Genomic DNA, 15310 nt, shown 5'->3' with positions numbered 1-15310 from the left:
AAGGTTTGCTTATTAAAATAAAAGCAGTACTTTTGCACCCAATTTTATAACAAATAAATTTTATTACTATGAATCATTATGAAACTGTTTTCATCTTGAATCCCGTTTTATCTGAAACTCAGGTAAAGGAAACAGTTAGCAAATTTGAAGACTATTTGACTTCAAAAGGTGCTAAGATGGTATCGAAAGAGGATTGGGGCTTGAAAAAATTAGCTTACGAAATTCAAAACAAAAAATCTGGTTTTTACCATTTGTTTGAATTCCAGGCTGAAGGAGAAGTGTTAAGAGGTTTTGAAACTGAATTCAGACGTGACGAGCGCGTTATGCGTTTCTTAACTGTGAGTTTAGACAAACACGCAATTTCTTGGGCTGAGAGAAGAAGAGAAAAGTTAAAATCTAAAAAAGCTTAATTATCATGTCAACAATCGAACAATCTGCAAAAGGGAAAAAAGACGGAGATATTAGATATTTAACGCCTTTAAACATTGATACGAACAAACAAAAAAAATATTGTCGTTTCAAAAAATCTGGAATCAAGTATGTTGATTATAAAGATGCTGATTTCTTATTGAAATTCGTTAATGAGCAAGGAAAAATCCTTCCTCGCCGTTTAACAGGAACTTCTTTGAAATACCAAAGAAAAGTATCTGTAGCGGTAAAAAGAGCACGTCACTTAGCATTAATGCCATACGTAGCTGATTTATTAAAATAATTTTATAAACTCTAGTTGTTGGTTTCCGTAAAAGGAACCTAACTTCTAAAATATAAGGACAACAACATGGAACTTATTTTAAAACAAGACGTTCAAAACTTAGGATTTAAAGATGACGTAGTAACTGTAAAACCAGGTTACGGACGTAACTTCCTAATTCCTCAAGGATTTGCTGTATTGGCTACTCCTTCGGCTAAAAAAGTGTTAGCTGAAAACTTAAAACAAAAAGCACACAAAGAAGCTAAAGTTGTTGCAGATGCTAAAGCATTGGCTGAAACTTTAAAAGCTTTGGATATCAAAATTACTGCTAAGGCAGGTGGTGAAAAACTTTTCGGTTCTGTAACTAATGCTGATATCGCTGAAGTTTTAGAGAAAAACGGTCAGTCAATCGACAAAAAATTCATCACTTCAGGTATCGTGAAAAGAACTGGTAAATATACTGCTTCTGTTCGTTTACACCGTGATGTAATCGTTGAATTAGCATACGAAATCGTTGCTGAACAAGCTTAATTTCGTTATGAAATAAATTTTAAAAGTCCCGATTTTCGGGACTTTTTTTTGTAAATTAGGTTTAGACTTTATTATTTAAATTTTATATTTTGAAATACGCCAGATTATCCAAGGAACAATTGGAAGAACTTCATGAAGAGTTTATTAATTTTCTTTCTGCACAACAAATTGATAAGAAGGAATGGGATTTAATAAAAGAACACAAACCGGATGTTGCTGAACAGGAAATTGATGTTTTTTCTGATTTGATTTGGGAAGGAGTTCTGACCAATGCTAAATATTTAGAACATTATTCCAAAAATTACATATTTCTTTTTCATTGTGATGAAGTTTATATGAAAACTATTATCATTAAAACTTCGGAAGATGTAGATTTTCTTTCTAAAAAAGGACTGGAATGGTTAAGTGATAATTTGTTTACCAATACTGTTGAAGTTCAAAAAGGACATAAGGTTTTTGCCGGAGAACGCAATACGGATATTTTTGAATTGGTAAAACAAGGTGCTATTTTTAGCGGGGGGGAACTTTATGAGCAAATGTCTTCAATTTTAGAGCAATAGAATTCTATAAAAATAGTTATGCTTTGCGGGAAATTGGTTAAATTAGTTGCATTAAACTAATTCAGCCAATTTTTTTATTTATTTATGGATGTTTTATCTAAAATTCAAGCCTTAAGAGAAGAGTTAAACCTACACAATTATAATTATTATGTTCTTGATAATCCAACAATTTCAGATTATGAATTTGATATTAAGCTAAAGGAGCTTCAAGAGCTTGAAGATAAGCATCCTGATCATTTTGATGAAAATTCACCCACACAAAGAGTTGGAGGTGCTGTTACCAAAAGTTTTGATACTGTCAAACATGAATTCCGTATGTATTCTTTGGATAATTCGTATTCTAAGGAAGATTTATTGGACTGGCAAACCCGTGCTCAGAAAATTTTGGGTGCTGTTGATCTGGAATTTACATGTGAACTCAAATATGACGGAGCATCTATTAGTATTTTATATGAAAATGGTAAATTAAAACGTGCTGTTACACGTGGTGACGGATTTCAGGGAGATGATGTAACCAATAATATAAAAACCATTAAAGCAGTTCCAATTAAACTTAAAGGTGATTATCCTGATAAATTCGAAATCCGTGGTGAAATAATACTTCCTTTTGCCGGTTTTGAAAAAATGAACCAGGAATTAATTGAAATTGGTGAAACACCGTATGCAAATCCAAGAAATACAGCATCGGGAAGTTTAAAACTGCAGGATAGTTCAGAAGTAGCTAAGCGTCCGCTGGACTGTTTGTTGTATTCTTTAATTGGAAATAATTTGCCTATTGCTTCCCATTTTGACGGTTTGGAGAAAGCACGTCAATGGGGATTTAAAGTTCCAATGCATTCTAAATTAGCTAAAAATATTGATGAAGTACTCGATTTTATCAACTATTGGGATGAACATCGTCATAATTTACCGTATGAAACGGATGGTGTTGTAGTTAAAATCAATAATATTCATCAACAGGAAGAATTGGGTTATACCGCTAAATCTCCGAGGTGGGCCATTGCCTATAAATTTAAGGCGGAACAAGTTTCTACACAGTTGAACTCTATTTCCTATCAGGTAGGCCGTACCGGAGCGATTACACCTGTGGCAAATTTAGAACCTGTTTTATTGGCTGGTACAACTGTTAAAAGGGCCTCTTTGCATAATGCAGATCAAATCGGAAAACTTGACATCAGGATAGGTGATGAAGTTTATGTCGAAAAAGGTGGGGAAATCATTCCTAAAATTGTAGGGGTTGATCTGACAAAAAGACCAAACGATTCTGTTGCGACAGAATATATCACCAAATGCCCTGAATGTGACACTGATTTAGAGAGAAAAGAAGGCGAAGCCAATCATTATTGTCCTAATTTTTATGGGTGTCCGCCTCAGATCATTGGACGTATCCAGCATTATATTTCACGTAAAGCCATGGATATTGAAGGATTGGGAGGAGAAACAGTGGCTTTGTTATTTAATAATGGTTTGGTGACAAATTATGCTGATTTGTATGAACTGAAAAAGGAGCAGGTAGTTGTCTTGGAAAGAATGGCTGATAAATCGGCTGAAAACCTGATCAACGGTATAGAAAAATCAAAAGAAATACCTTTTGACAGGGTTTTATATGCTTTGGGTATCCGTTATGTTGGTGAAACAGTTGCTAAAAAACTGGCGAAGCATTATAAAACAATCGATGCGTTGGCTGTAGCTAAATTGGAAGAGCTGACTTCAGTAGATGAAATTGGAGAGAAAATAGCACAAAGTCTGATTGAATATTTTGAAAATGAGCAAAATAGAGTTATTGTTGAAAGATTGAAAGCTTATGGAGTCCAATTGGAAATGTCAGAAACTGATAATACTGCAATTTCCAATATTCTGGAAGGTAAAATTTTTGTGGTTTCCGGTGTTTTTGAAAAATTTTCAAGAGATGACCTCAAAAAGGCAATTGAAGATAATGGAGGGAAAGTAGGAAGTTCTATTTCTGCCAAAACGAGCTTTGTTGTGGCCGGAGATAATATGGGACCTGCAAAATTGGAAAAAGCAAGCCAGTTGAAAATTCCTATTATCAGTGAATTAGATTTTGAAAAGATGATTCATGGAGAGTAAGAACGCCCCTGTTTATTTGTTTATTGTTGCAAGTTTTCTTGCTCTGATTGCGACCATCATAGATAACGAATGGCTCATGATTTTATCGAAACCGATGATCATACCTTCTTTGTTTACTTATTATTCGATTTCGGATAAAAAGGAAACAAGCTTCGAGCTGCTGGCGATATTACTCATTTATTTTATTTCTGATGCCATAACGCTTATTCATATGGAAGATTCTACTCTGTATATGATGGTGTTGGATTATATTCCTTATATTTTATTGCTTAAAGTTGTCATTCAGGATGCTGTAAGAAGTGGGTTTTGCAAAAATAAATTCAGTTTGGGAATTATTTTATTCGGAATACTTATGCTGGCAATGTATTTTTTATTGCAATCTTTGATGTCTCAGGACTCCGATTTTGTTTTTCCTATTATTTCTTATGGAATAATTTTAGGCCTCTATGTGACAGTCAGTTCGTATAATTACTTTAAAACAGGATTTTCCGATGCGGCTTCTTTTATTTTTGTGGCATCAGTATTTGGATTGATTGCTGATGTTATTTTTGTGATTACCAATATGGTTTTTAATGTGAAAGCCCTTACATATATAGAATTCGCCTTTCAGATTATTTCCTACTTTTATATTGTGGCTTATTTTGTCAACAGGGATAAAATGCATTTAAGTACAGAATTGATATGAAACAGGTTTATCCGGCGATAGTATTGTATGTGATTGCAGGAATTGTATTCTTCTTCTCGTCTGTTGCCGGTAATGAATATTTGGTTTTTCTGAGTAAACCGATTATTCCGTCTGCAATGCTTTTTCATTATTGGAGTGAATCCAAAGGAAAAGTCAATCCTTGGTTTGTTCTCGTTATTCTGGTTTTCTTTGCCAGCGGAATTTTAAACTTGTTTGAAGATAATCAGGTTCTGGTGTATATATTGATTGTAAATTGTATTGGATATGTGGTCCTGTTGAGTCATGTTATCCGAAATCTTATTGAAATCAAAATTCGCTTTTTGGACCGGGTTAATTTGGCTTACATTTTTCTGATGGTTTTATTCCTGTCTTGTTTGATGTATGTGCTCTTGTTTTTGGTTTTTGATACTTCTTATGAGTTGTATTTTTATATGATTGTTTATGGTGTTATTCTTTGTTCTTTGGTAATATTGAATTCAATACTTTATAATATAAAACACTCCAAGACCGATTTGTTTTTGATGTTGACCAGCTTCTGTTATCTGATGTCTGATTTGTTTTATGTGATCTACTATTACTATTTTGATTTTACTTTTTTTAGATATCTGACCATTGGCGGTAATATTATTTCATACTATTTTCTGGTCAAATTTTTTCTTACGGCTAATAAAAATGCAAGTCCAAACTAATATGAAATCGATTTATCCTTCCATTTTGGTCTATGCCTTTGCTTCGGTTCTGACGATTATCAGTACAGTTTTAAAATGTGATTCGTTGACTTTTTTTGTTAAACCGGTAATTGTGCCGGCCATTTTCTACTATTATATCCAAAAAAACGGTTTTAAGATTGATTGGTTGTTTTTTTTGGGAATTTCAAGCAGTTATGCGTCTGATATGATTGTTTTACTTGAGCACCGTGATGATCAGGTAATTATTACTTTGTTGAATTTACTTACCTATGTTGTTATGTTGTACTATGTAATACATGATCTCAGGTTTAAGAAAATGGGGATGCAGAAAATAATCTATTTTGTTGGGAATTTATTGTCTTTTTTGGGGATAGTTTATATCATGCTTTCATTGATGAGTGATATAACAACGATTTCCTTGGCTTTGTATGTAGTTTATGGAGTGGTTATTTCATTGCTGACTTCTTTGGCGATAATAAATCATTTAGTAAATCATAATTTAAAAACGTTTTATGGTTTGTTGATGTGTATTTGCTTTGTTACGACTGATGTTTTTTATGTCGTTTATAATTTTTATATGGGTATGATTGTATTTTTACTGCTTAATCTTGCAGCACAATTTCTGTCTTATTTTTATATGATGAAATACATGACTGTTTTTCCGAAAAGTGAAATTGAATATGGAAAGTAATAAAATTAATGCTTTTAAGAAAACAGAAGGTAAATTACTGCTGTTTCTTTTTTTCTTTGCAGCTTTTGGCGAAGTACTGGCAGAATTTTTTGATGATGCCAACTTAATAGTGATTTTTAAGCCTTGTATTATCCCTTTACTGACCTTGATTTATTGGAAAACTTCAACAGAAAGAAACACATATTTTCTGATTTCGATGTTTTTCGCATTATTGGCTAATTTGTTCTTTATTTCCAAAGATTTTAGCTCTATTATGCTTGGTTCGACCTTTTTCCTGCTTCACCGCGGACTGGTTATTTATCTTGTGCTTAAAAATGTAAAAATCAAGAGGTTTTTGCCTGTTTTTCTGGGAAGTATTCCTTTTTTAAGTTTGTTCACTTATCTGACATTAATTACAATGAATGAATTAGGTGAGGGATTTTTAATCTATATCATTCAGGTATTGTTTATGAGCTTCGTGGGAGGCTTTGCTGTGTCAAACTATATGATTGAAGAAAGTAAAATGAATTATTGGTTATTGATAAATAGTGTGTTGTTTGCAATAATCCAGTTTATTATAGTGTTGAAACTATTTTATGTTTCGGTATTAATATTTCAGCCAATATCAATGGTTTTGTATGTTTTTGCGCAATATGCGCTTTACAAATTCATGATATTGGCTGAAAAAGGAAAAGTTCCTGTATTGTTAGATTAAAATCTTTTTGCCTGCAGCTGATAAATTCATTTTGTTATCAAAATAGAAGTCAATTCTACCTAAATTAACACCATATGCGCCCACTTGATTAACAATGACTTCTTTTCCGTCAAGGTTTTTCTCAACAACCGGTTTGTCAAGGAAAGTATGGGTATGTCCACCAATAATTAAATCGATATCTTTTGTCTTACGGGCTAACATGATATCTGAAGGCTTTTCAGCATCGTTTTTGTATTCAAAACCTAAGTGTGATAAGCAAATAACCAAATCACATTTTTCAATTTCTTTTAATTTCTTTACAATATCTGTAGCAACTTCGATAGGGTTGTGGTAAACAGTTTCTTTATATAAATTTTTATCAACTAGACCTTTTAGTTCAATCCCTAATCCGAATACTCCAATTTTTAATCCTGCTTTTTTGAATACTTTATATGGTTTTACAAACGTATCCATAACAGTATTTTTAAAATCGTAATTAGCAGAAACAAATTCGAATTTTGCATGTGGTAATTGGGCAAATAAGCCTTCAACACCATTGTCAAAATCATGGTTTCCAATTGTTGCTAAATCGTATTTCATCATACTCATCAGTTTGAATTCCAATTCACCTCCATAATAATTGAAATATGGAGTTCCCTGGAAAATATCACCTGCGTCAAGTAATAATACGTTTTCTTCGCTTTTTCTGATTTGCTCAACAATTGCCGCCCTGCGTGCAACGCCACCCATATTTGGATTTTTTGGGTGATTCGCCGGGAACGGGTCTATTTGACTGTGTGTGTCATTCGTGTGTAAAATAGTAATCTTTTTTACTTCAACAGAAGTAAAGCTACTTAATGATAAACCTCCAAGACCTAATAATGTTGTTCCAGCTGCTGTACTTTTTATAAATTCTCTTCTTTTCATGGCACTATTATTCTTGTGTTATTTTTACTTCATTGGTTAATTGTAATGTGTCTACATCTTTCATGTAGTCAATCAGCATGTTTCTCAATTTATAATCTAAAGAAACAACTTTTGTCCCTTTAGTGAAAAATTCCATTTTGTCTCCACCATTCGCTAAATAGTCATTGGTAACTACATAATAAGTTTTTGCTAAATCAACAGGTTCTCCTTTAACTTTAATGTCTTTTGCTTTTTTATCTGCAGTAATAGTGAAAGTTAGCCCGTAAATAGGGTGTGGTTTTTTTTCTGCGATAAAATAGTTTGCAAATTCGACAATTTGTTCACCTTTTAATTCTACAACAACAGCAAAATTTTCAAAAGGTAACACTTCAAAAGCATTTCTTGCCGAAACACTTCCCTGAGGTATCATCGCTCTGATTCCACCGTGATTAAGGATACAGATGTCAATATCTTTTTTCTCTCTCTCTTTAAAAACAGGATTTCCTCTGTCAATCACTAATTTAGCAAGGAAATCACCAATATTACTTTGGAATTGCCCTTTTGTTTTGTCTAAAGTTTCCGGACAAACCGCTAAAGTCTGATCAAGATCTTTGTTGATTTTTGCCCTGAATGGAGTAATTAGTGTTTCAAATTCTTCTTTTGTCGCTGATTTATCATTGACATTAATTTGTTTTCCTTCAATAATCGTAACAACGTCCTGTGCTGATGAACCGAAGTTAATAGCTAATAACGTTAAAATTAAACCAAAATGTTTCATTAGTAATATACTCTTTTTTATTTTTACCCTTACATTTATCGTGCCAATCAAATACTAATACTTAACTTTGCTCCGAATATTGCAAGACGCAAATATAATATGTTTATAAAGTATATAAAAGAATTATCTGTTAAAAAAATTCTCAAGCGAAGTCTGCACAATGTAAAGCCCAATTCACTGGCCACTCCGGTAAAAACTATCGGAATACTGATAGATGAAAGTTATTTTGCTGAAAAAGAGCAATTGGTAAGGGAGTTGGTGAATCAGGGAGTTTCTTCGGATGATATAAAATTGCTTGTTTTTAGAGATAAAATTAAGAAAAGTGATGTTTTTACCCAACCTACATTCAGTAGTAAATACATGGGTTGGAATGGTGAATTTTCTGAAATTTTCATAAATGATTTCATAAATACTCCTTTTGATATGTTAATTAGTTATTATGATATGGAAAAAGCTCCGTTGTTATTGATAACACATCATTCCAAGGCTTTGTTTAAGGCCGGGTTTTCCAGCGTAGATAAAAGGTTACATCATTTGATAATTAATACAAATGCCGAAAATTATAAGGTTTTTGTGCATGAATTGTTCCGATATTTAAAAATTTTAAACAAAATATAGATTATGCAGTCATTAATAGGAACCGGAGTTGCATTGGTAACACCGTTCAAAAAAGATTTTTCTGTAGATACCGAAGCGCTTACAAAAATTGTAAATTATGTGATTGAAGGTGGTGTTGAGTATCTGGTGGTTTTAGGAACAACTGCCGAATCTGCAACTTTGTCGAAGACTGAAAAAGAATTGGTTATTGCTACAATTATTGATGCTAACAATGGAAGACTGCCATTGGTGCTGGGTGTTGGAGGAAATAATACAATGGAAGTGGTTGAAGAACTGAAAACTAGGGATTTTTCAAAATTCACTGCGATACTTTCGGTTTCTCCTTATTATAATAAGCCAACACAGGAAGGGATTTACCAGCATTTTAAAATGGTAGCTGAAGCATCTCCGATTCCGGTAATTTTGTATAATGTTCCCGGAAGAACAGCTAGTAATATGTTGCCTGAAACTGTAATAAGATTAGCAAAAGATTTCAAAAATGTTGTGGCTATTAAGGAAGCTGCAGGTGATATTGTTCAGGCTATGAAATTGATCCAGCTCAAGCCGGAAGGGTTTCTGGTAATTTCTGGAGATGATATGGTTACGTTGCCGATGGTTTTGGCAGGAGGAGCCGGTGTAATTTCTGTAATCGGAGAAGGATACCCCAAAGAGTTTTCTGAAATGGTACGTTTGGGATTACAGCGAAAAGTTGATGAAGCTTACGCGCTGCATTATAAATTGATGGATAGTATCGACATGATTTTTGAACAAGGAAATCCGGGCGGAATCAAGGAGATTTTTAAATCTTTGGGACTATCTGAAAATACGGTTCGTCTGCCTTTGGTTAGTGTAAATGAAAATCTGGCAAGCAGGCTGGATGCCTTCACAAAGCAGTTGGTAAAATAGCTTTAAAAAATAAGTTTTGTAAAAATAAATTAATAACTAACTTTGCAGTTCGTTTTTGAGTTAGAAATACTCAATAAAACTACTGTTTTAAAAAGAATTATGAATAAACTGATATATGTTTTACTGCTTGTTGGAGTATTGTCTTCTTGTGGTGAATATCAAAAAGCTTTAAAATCGGATGATGTTGCAGTGAAATTAGACATGGCAACAAAACAATATGAAGCTGGGAAATATGGTAGAGCCATTAGAATATTTGAAGAAATTGCTCCTGTTTACAGAGGAAAAAAAGAAGCAGAGAATTTATTCTACATGTTTTCGCAATCTTACTACAAGTCGAAGCAGTACTATTTAGCAGGTTATCAATTTGAGAGTTTTGTAGCCTTATATCCAAATAGTCCAAAAGTTGAAGAAGCAGCATTTTTAGGCGCTAAAGCTTATTCTGAATTATCTCCTGTTTATTCTTTGGATCAAACAGATACAGACAAAGCTATTACTAAAATGCAAAGCTTTATCGATAAGTATCCAAACTCTCAATACACTAATGAAGCGAACGTTATCGTTAAGGTTTTAAGAGAGAAGTTAGAGAAAAAAGCATTCGAAATCGCTAAACAGTATAATACAATATCAGATTATAAATCGGCAATTAAAGCATTGGATAATTTTATTTCAGATTATCCGGGAACTCCGTTTAAGGAAAAAGCTTTGTATTATAAATTTGATTCGAGTTACCAGTTAGCTATCAACAGTGTTCCTGCGAAAATGGAAGAGCGTTTAAACGCAGCTAAAGGAGCATATGATGCTTTGGTGAAATTTAATTCAAATACTGAGTTTAAGAGCATGGCTGACGAAATGTTAGTTAGAATAAATAATGAATTACAACAATTTTCAAAATAAGTAAGGGTATGGATTTAAAGAAAACAACTGCTCCGGTTAATACGGTGACTTACAATAAAACTGTAATAGAAGAGCCAACCGGAAATGTGTATGAAGCAATCACGATTATGGCAAGAAGAGCTAACCAGATTAACGCTGAAATTAAAAAAGAGTTAATCGAGAAGTTAGAAGAATTTGCTACATATAATGATAGCTTGGAAGAGATTTTTGAAAATAAAGAACAAATCGAAGTTTCTAAATTTTATGAAAAATTGCCTAAACCACATGCTTTAGCAGTACAAGAGTGGTTGGAAGGTAAAATCTATCATAAATCATCAAAATAAAACAACTAATGTCTGTTTTAAGTGGTAAAAAAATAATACTGGGTGTATCTGGTGGAATTGCCGCTTACAAATCAGCGTCATTGGTAAGACTTTTTATAAAAGCAGGTGCTCAGGTCCAAGTGATTATGACACCTGCTTCTTTAGATTTTGTCACTCCGTTAACATTAGCAACCTTATCTAAAAACCCGGTTTACCATTCTTTTTTTAATGATGAGGAGGGAAATGGTGTCTGGAATAACCATGTTGATCTGGCACTTTGGGCAGATTTTATGGTGATAGCACCTGCTACTGCTAATACGATGTCAAAAATGGTTAACGGAAATTGCGACAATCTTCTCATTGCAACTTACCTTTCTGCTAAATGTCCTGTTTACTTTGCTCCTGCAATGGATTTGGATATGTATAAGCATCCTTCTACTTTAGATAGTTTTGAAAAATTAAAAAAATTCGGGAATACCATTATCCCGGCTGAATCAGGCGAACTGGCAAGCGGATTGTCAGGGGAAGGCCGAATGGCAGAACCTGAAAATATTGTTGCTTTCCTGGAAAAAGACCTGGAAAGTAAATTGCCTTTAAAAGGTAAAAAAATTATGGTCACTGCGGGACCAACATACGAGGCCATCGATCCGGTAAGATTTATCGGAAATCATTCTTCCGGAAAAATGGGGTTTGATATTGCTTTGGCTGCCGCTAATTTGGGGGCCGAAGTAATTTTAGTTTCGGGGCCAACACACCTGCAGGTTAAACATTCTCTTGTGAATCTTATTAGGGTTACATCTGCCGAAGATATGTACCGTGTTTGTCATCAGTATTTTAATGAGGTTGATGTTGCTATTGCCGCTGCCGCAGTTGCAGATTACCGTCCAAGAAATGTTGCAAGCCAGAAAATAAAGAAGAATGAAACTTCGTTTACAATAGAATTGGAAAAAACCCAGGATATCCTGTCTTCACTTGGAAAAATCAAGAAAAACCAGTTTTTGATCGGATTTGCTTTGGAAACGGAAAATGAAATTGAACACGCAAAGCAAAAAATCCAGAAAAAAAACTTAGATTTGATAGTGCTTAATTCTTTGAATGATAAAGGAGCCGGTTTTGGTCAACCAACCAATAAAGTTACTTTTATAGATAAAGATTTTGTTATTGAACCCCAGGAATTAAAATCCAAAGAAGAAGTGGCACTGGATATTGTAAATAAAATTTTAGCTCATTATGCGTAAATATATTGTTGTCTTATTGTTGTCTTTTTTAGGTTCGGCTTCAGCTCAGGAGCTAAATTGTTCGGTCACTTTTAATACTGATCAGGTGGCAGCAACTAATCAACAGATTTTTAAAACACTTCAAAAATCCCTGACGGAATTTCTGAACAATACAAAATGGTCTGATAAGACTTATAAAGGTGTGGAAAAGATTAACTGTTCTTTCTTTTTCAATATCACTTCTTTCGATAATGTGAACAGATTTTCCGGATCACTTCAGGTACAGGCTTCGAGACCTGTTTACAATTCGACTTATTCCACATCAATTTTGAATGTGAATGATAAAGAAGTGGGGTTCGTTTATAATGAATTCCAAAACATGAATTATGACCCTAATAATTTTGATAATAACCTGATTTCGATTGTTGCATTTTATGCCAATATGATTGTAGGTGTTGATGCCGATACATTTTCCTTGGAAGGGGGAACCAAATCATTGGAAACAGCTGCTAATATAGTTGTTCAGGCACAGCAATCACAAGATAAAGGTTGGATGTCAACCGGAAACCAGAACCGTTTTTATCTGGTGAACGATATGTTGTCACCAACGTATTCGGCTTTCAGAAAAACAATGTATGAATACCATTTTGGTGCTTTGGATAAAATGAGTGAAAACCAAAAAGAAGGTAAAGAATCTATTAAAAAAGCTTTACGTACATTAACGGAAGTGGCTAATGTAAGACCAAATGCTTATCTTACACGTGTTTTCTTTGACGCCAAAACGGATGAAATCCTGAATATTTTTACTGACGGACCTAAAGTGGATGTAACTGACGTACTTACAACACTGAACAAACTTTCTCCAACCAATACCAGCAAGTGGAGTCAGATTACTTATTAAATTTGCCAAATGCTTACGTCGTTATCCATTAAAAATTTTGCACTGATTGAGCAGTTGGAAATGAATTTTTCCAGCCAGTTTTCTATTATTACGGGTGAAACAGGTGCCGGAAAATCAATTTTGTTAGGTGCCTTGGGATTGGTTTTAGGAAAAAGAGCTGATTTAACTTCATTAAAAGATAAAGAACAAAAATGTGTAATCGAAGCACATTTTCAAATCGACAAATACAATCTGAATGATTTTTTTACTGAAAATGATTTGGATTACGAACCCATGACTATCATCCGCCGTGAAATTTTGCCTTCGGGTAAATCACGCGCTTTTGTTAATGACAGTCCGGTTAATCTGAATGAACTTCAGGATTTAGGAGAGTACCTGCTTGATATTCATTCGCAACATCAAACCCAGGAATTGTCAAATGAGGCCTACCAAATTGAGATCCTTGATGCCATTTCGAATCATCAAAACATTTTAATTGAATACAGACAACATCTTTCGAAATATAAATCGGTAAGAAATGAATTGAAAAAGCTTAAAGATGACAAAGAAAATCTGTCTAAAGAAGCTGATTACAATGCCTTTTTACTGGAAGAATTGTTGGCTGCAAACCTGAAAGAAGGGGAGCAGGTCGATTTGGAAACAGAATTGGAAAAACTCAGTAATGTAGAGTTTATTAAAGAAAATCTGGATAAGTCACTGGCTATTGCCAATGAAGAACAGATTGGGATTATTGCCGCGATGAAAGAAGTGAAGGGATCATTGCATAAAATTGCAGGTATTTCGGGTGAATTCAATGAATTATCTGAAAGAGTTTCCAGTGTATTGATTGAATTTGATGATGTGGTCTCTGAATTGAATATGCAAACTGAAAAGTTGGTCAACGATCCTGAAAAACTGGAGTTTGTCAACCAAAAGTTACAAGCTATTTACAATTTGCAGAAGAAACACAATGTGGCCACTGTTGAAGAGTTGCTTGTGATTCAAAATGATTTGGACAGTAAAGTGGTATTGGCTGATGATTTAGACGGAAATATCAAAAAACTGGAAATACAACTTCAGGAATTGGTTGCTATTCTGGATAATCAGGCATTGCAGATATCTGATAACCGGAAAAAAGCAGTTCCGGTATTGACGGAACAAATAACCGGTATTTTGAGCCAATTGGGCATGCCGAATGCACGTTTTCAATTCGATATTAATTCAATAGAGAATTATTTGCCTTCAGGTAAGGATGAAATCCAGTTGCTGTTTTCAGCGAATAAAGGAACAGATTTCGGTTTATTGAAGAAAGTGGCTTCAGGTGGGGAAATGTCACGTATTATGCTGGCTGTAAAATCTATTTTAGCTAATTATTCTAAATTACCGACAATAATATTTGATGAAATCGATACAGGGGTTTCAGGTGAAATTGCCCATAAAATGGGGGATATCATGAAAGGAATGAGTGGTCAGATGCAGGTGTTTGCTATTACGCATTTACCTCAGATTGCTGCAAAAGGTCATCAACATTATAAAGTATCCAAATCAGTTCAGGGAGACAATACAATTTCTGAATTGAAATTGCTTTCAAGAGATGAACGAATAGTTGAAATTGCTGAAATGCTTTCCGGTAAAAATATTTCGGAATCCGCTTTAACACATGCCAATCAATTACTGAATTTGTAAAGCTGATGGATAATATTAGTTTTTTTGAAAATCAATTCATTAAAGCAGATACATTGATATCGGAAGGGAATGTGTCCGAAGCTAAAGCTGTTTTAGAAGAAATTCTCGCCGAATGTCCTGATTTTGGTAAAGCCCATAATCATTTGGGATGGATTTACTGTATGCGACTCAGTAATTACGAAAAAGCAGAATATCACTATAAATTAGCTATTAAATTTGATCCAAAATACCCAGCACCTTACATTAATTACACTTATTTGTTGGTTGATTTGGCTAGATATGCCGAAGCAAAAGATTTTATTTCAAATGTAATGGGAAATGTTGAAGGTATTGATAAATCTTCTTATTTGAGTGAATTGGGCAGGATTGCCGAATTTGAAGGAAGTTATATTCAAGCCTACAGGTATTATAAGAAATCACTACATTTTGCCTTTAGTAAGACTTTTATTGATAATATGAATGTGAATATGACAAGGGTTAAGGATAAAATGAGTACTTTTGAAAAGCTTAAACTAAACTTTATTTAAAATATTTAT

General features: G+C 33.7%; 19 protein-coding genes. 17 read left to right on the top strand and 2 right to left on the bottom strand.

All coding sequences use genetic code 11. The annotated features are described in order from the left end of the window. Window positions 1–68: 68 nt before the first annotated feature. The 9 genes from rpsF (at window position 69) to NAT51_RS08730 (ending at window position 6629) form a co-directional block, all read left to right on the top strand. On the top strand, window positions 69–410 hold the full coding sequence (gene rpsF / locus NAT51_RS08770; protein WP_250597991.1) for a 30S ribosomal protein S6: 342 nt from the start codon (window positions 69–71) through the stop codon (window positions 408–410). A 5-nt stretch (window positions 411–415) separates the two neighbouring features. Next, entirely contained in the window at window positions 416–712 is a 297-nt protein-coding gene (gene rpsR, locus NAT51_RS08765) for a 30S ribosomal protein S18 (protein WP_014164395.1), read from the top strand. A gap of 66 nt (window positions 713–778) precedes the next feature. Continuing rightward, on the top strand, window positions 779–1222 hold the full coding sequence (rplI, locus tag NAT51_RS08760) for a 50S ribosomal protein L9 (protein WP_250597989.1): 444 nt from the start codon (window positions 779–781) through the stop codon (window positions 1220–1222). 89 nt (window positions 1223–1311) lie between these two features. Beyond that, on the top strand, window positions 1312–1782 hold the full coding sequence (locus tag NAT51_RS08755) for a DUF6495 family protein (RefSeq protein ID WP_250597987.1): 471 nt from the start codon (window positions 1312–1314) through the stop codon (window positions 1780–1782). Window positions 1783–1866: 84 nt separating this feature from the next. After that, window positions 1867–3870 carry an NAD-dependent DNA ligase LigA gene (gene ligA / locus NAT51_RS08750; protein WP_250597985.1) on the top strand — a complete coding sequence of 668 codons (2004 nt, stop codon included), beginning with the start codon at window positions 1867–1869 and terminating at the stop codon, window positions 3868–3870. Then, a complete protein-coding gene (locus NAT51_RS08745) occupies window positions 3860–4555 on the top strand; it encodes a hypothetical protein (RefSeq protein ID WP_250597983.1) in 696 nt (231 codons plus the stop codon). The genes ligA and NAT51_RS08745 overlap by 11 nt, the downstream gene beginning before the upstream one ends. Beyond that, window positions 4552–5244, top strand: coding sequence for a hypothetical protein (locus NAT51_RS08740; protein ID WP_250597981.1), 693 nt, complete (start codon window positions 4552–4554; stop codon window positions 5242–5244). Before NAT51_RS08745 ends, NAT51_RS08740 begins: the two co-directional genes overlap by 4 nt. Before the next feature lies 1 nt (window position 5245). Further along, on the top strand, window positions 5246–5935 hold the full coding sequence (locus NAT51_RS08735; protein WP_250597979.1) for a hypothetical protein: 690 nt from the start codon (window positions 5246–5248) through the stop codon (window positions 5933–5935). Further along, window positions 5925–6629, top strand: a complete 705-nt coding sequence (locus NAT51_RS08730) for a lysoplasmalogenase family protein (protein WP_250597977.1) — start codon at window positions 5925–5927, stop codon at window positions 6627–6629. The genes NAT51_RS08735 and NAT51_RS08730 overlap by 11 nt, the downstream gene beginning before the upstream one ends. On the opposite strand, the gene NAT51_RS08725 is transcribed toward NAT51_RS08730, so the two are convergent. Together NAT51_RS08725 and NAT51_RS08720 are read right to left on the bottom strand one after the other, a co-directional pair. Then, window positions 6621–7535, bottom strand: a complete 915-nt coding sequence (locus NAT51_RS08725; protein ID WP_250597975.1) for a bifunctional metallophosphatase/5'-nucleotidase — start codon at window positions 7533–7535, stop codon at window positions 6621–6623. The two genes, NAT51_RS08730 and NAT51_RS08725, sit on opposite strands and share 9 nt — an antisense overlap. A gap of 7 nt (window positions 7536–7542) precedes the next feature. After that, window positions 7543–8292, bottom strand: a complete 750-nt coding sequence (locus NAT51_RS08720; RefSeq protein WP_250597974.1) for a 5'-nucleotidase C-terminal domain-containing protein — start codon at window positions 8290–8292, stop codon at window positions 7543–7545. Between the two features lie 99 nt (window positions 8293–8391). Between NAT51_RS08720 and NAT51_RS08715 the strand changes: the two genes are divergently transcribed. From NAT51_RS08715 to NAT51_RS08680, 8 genes are all read left to right on the top strand, one after another. Further along, window positions 8392–8910 (top strand): DUF6913 domain-containing protein, encoded by a 519-nt coding sequence (locus NAT51_RS08715; RefSeq protein WP_250597972.1) that lies wholly within the window; start codon window positions 8392–8394, stop codon window positions 8908–8910. A 3-nt stretch (window positions 8911–8913) separates the two neighbouring features. After that, on the top strand, window positions 8914–9795 hold the full coding sequence (gene dapA, locus NAT51_RS08710; RefSeq protein ID WP_250597970.1) for a 4-hydroxy-tetrahydrodipicolinate synthase: 882 nt from the start codon (window positions 8914–8916) through the stop codon (window positions 9793–9795). Window positions 9796–9894: 99 nt separating this feature from the next. After that, a complete protein-coding gene (locus NAT51_RS08705; protein ID WP_250597968.1) occupies window positions 9895–10689 on the top strand; it encodes an outer membrane protein assembly factor BamD in 795 nt (264 codons plus the stop codon). Between the two features lie 8 nt (window positions 10690–10697). Then, window positions 10698–11012 (top strand): DNA-directed RNA polymerase subunit omega, encoded by a 315-nt coding sequence (locus NAT51_RS08700; RefSeq protein WP_250597961.1) that lies wholly within the window; start codon window positions 10698–10700, stop codon window positions 11010–11012. Window positions 11013–11020: 8 nt separating this feature from the next. Beyond that, on the top strand, window positions 11021–12229 hold the full coding sequence (gene coaBC, locus NAT51_RS08695) for a bifunctional phosphopantothenoylcysteine decarboxylase/phosphopantothenate--cysteine ligase CoaBC (protein WP_250597959.1): 1209 nt from the start codon (window positions 11021–11023) through the stop codon (window positions 12227–12229). Beyond that, window positions 12222–13109, top strand: a complete 888-nt coding sequence (gene porD, locus NAT51_RS08690) for a type IX secretion system protein PorD (RefSeq protein ID WP_250597949.1) — start codon at window positions 12222–12224, stop codon at window positions 13107–13109. The genes coaBC and porD overlap by 8 nt, the downstream gene beginning before the upstream one ends. A 9-nt stretch (window positions 13110–13118) precedes the next feature. Beyond that, on the top strand, window positions 13119–14774 hold the full coding sequence (recN, locus tag NAT51_RS08685) for a DNA repair protein RecN (protein ID WP_250597947.1): 1656 nt from the start codon (window positions 13119–13121) through the stop codon (window positions 14772–14774). A 5-nt stretch (window positions 14775–14779) separates the two neighbouring features. Continuing rightward, the gene (locus tag NAT51_RS08680; RefSeq protein WP_250597945.1) at window positions 14780–15301 is read left to right on the top strand and encodes a hypothetical protein; all 522 of its coding nucleotides are present in this window, start codon (window positions 14780–14782) and stop codon (window positions 15299–15301) included. Window positions 15302–15310: the final 9 nt, after the last annotated feature.

This window comes from Flavobacterium amniphilum (assembly GCF_023634845.1).
GTDB lineage: Bacteria > Bacteroidota > Bacteroidia > Flavobacteriales > Flavobacteriaceae > Flavobacterium > Flavobacterium amniphilum.
The sequence above is the reverse complement of the archived record's forward strand: the minus strand, read 5'-3'. Positions and strand labels throughout refer to the sequence as shown.

Excerpts from the sequence above, each read along its gene's own strand:
- rpsF (WP_250597991.1), top strand. The coding sequence starts at position 69 with ATGAATCATTATGAAACTGTTTTCATCTTGAATCCCGTTTTATCTGAA.
- rpsR (WP_014164395.1), top strand. The coding sequence starts at position 416 with ATGTCAACAATCGAACAATCTGCAAAAGGGAAAAAAGACGGAGATATT.
- rplI (WP_250597989.1), top strand. The coding sequence starts at position 779 with ATGGAACTTATTTTAAAACAAGACGTTCAAAACTTAGGATTTAAAGAT.
- ligA (WP_250597985.1), top strand. The coding sequence starts at position 1,867 with ATGGATGTTTTATCTAAAATTCAAGCCTTAAGAGAAGAGTTAAACCTA.
- NAT51_RS08745 (WP_250597983.1), top strand. The coding sequence starts at position 3,860 with ATGGAGAGTAAGAACGCCCCTGTTTATTTGTTTATTGTTGCAAGTTTT.
- NAT51_RS08740 (WP_250597981.1), top strand. The coding sequence starts at position 4,552 with ATGAAACAGGTTTATCCGGCGATAGTATTGTATGTGATTGCAGGAATT.
- NAT51_RS08735 (WP_250597979.1), top strand. The coding sequence starts at position 5,246 with ATGAAATCGATTTATCCTTCCATTTTGGTCTATGCCTTTGCTTCGGTT.
- NAT51_RS08730 (WP_250597977.1), top strand. The coding sequence starts at position 5,925 with ATGGAAAGTAATAAAATTAATGCTTTTAAGAAAACAGAAGGTAAATTA.
- NAT51_RS08725 (WP_250597975.1), bottom strand. The coding sequence starts at position 7,535 with ATGAAAAGAAGAGAATTTATAAAAAGTACAGCAGCTGGAACAACATTA.
- NAT51_RS08720 (WP_250597974.1), bottom strand. The coding sequence starts at position 8,292 with ATGAAACATTTTGGTTTAATTTTAACGTTATTAGCTATTAACTTCGGT.
- NAT51_RS08715 (WP_250597972.1), top strand. The coding sequence starts at position 8,392 with ATGTTTATAAAGTATATAAAAGAATTATCTGTTAAAAAAATTCTCAAG.
- dapA (WP_250597970.1), top strand. The coding sequence starts at position 8,914 with ATGCAGTCATTAATAGGAACCGGAGTTGCATTGGTAACACCGTTCAAA.
- NAT51_RS08705 (WP_250597968.1), top strand. The coding sequence starts at position 9,895 with ATGAATAAACTGATATATGTTTTACTGCTTGTTGGAGTATTGTCTTCT.
- NAT51_RS08700 (WP_250597961.1), top strand. The coding sequence starts at position 10,698 with ATGGATTTAAAGAAAACAACTGCTCCGGTTAATACGGTGACTTACAAT.
- coaBC (WP_250597959.1), top strand. The coding sequence starts at position 11,021 with ATGTCTGTTTTAAGTGGTAAAAAAATAATACTGGGTGTATCTGGTGGA.
- porD (WP_250597949.1), top strand. The coding sequence starts at position 12,222 with ATGCGTAAATATATTGTTGTCTTATTGTTGTCTTTTTTAGGTTCGGCT.
- recN (WP_250597947.1), top strand. The coding sequence starts at position 13,119 with ATGCTTACGTCGTTATCCATTAAAAATTTTGCACTGATTGAGCAGTTG.
- NAT51_RS08680 (WP_250597945.1), top strand. The coding sequence starts at position 14,780 with ATGGATAATATTAGTTTTTTTGAAAATCAATTCATTAAAGCAGATACA.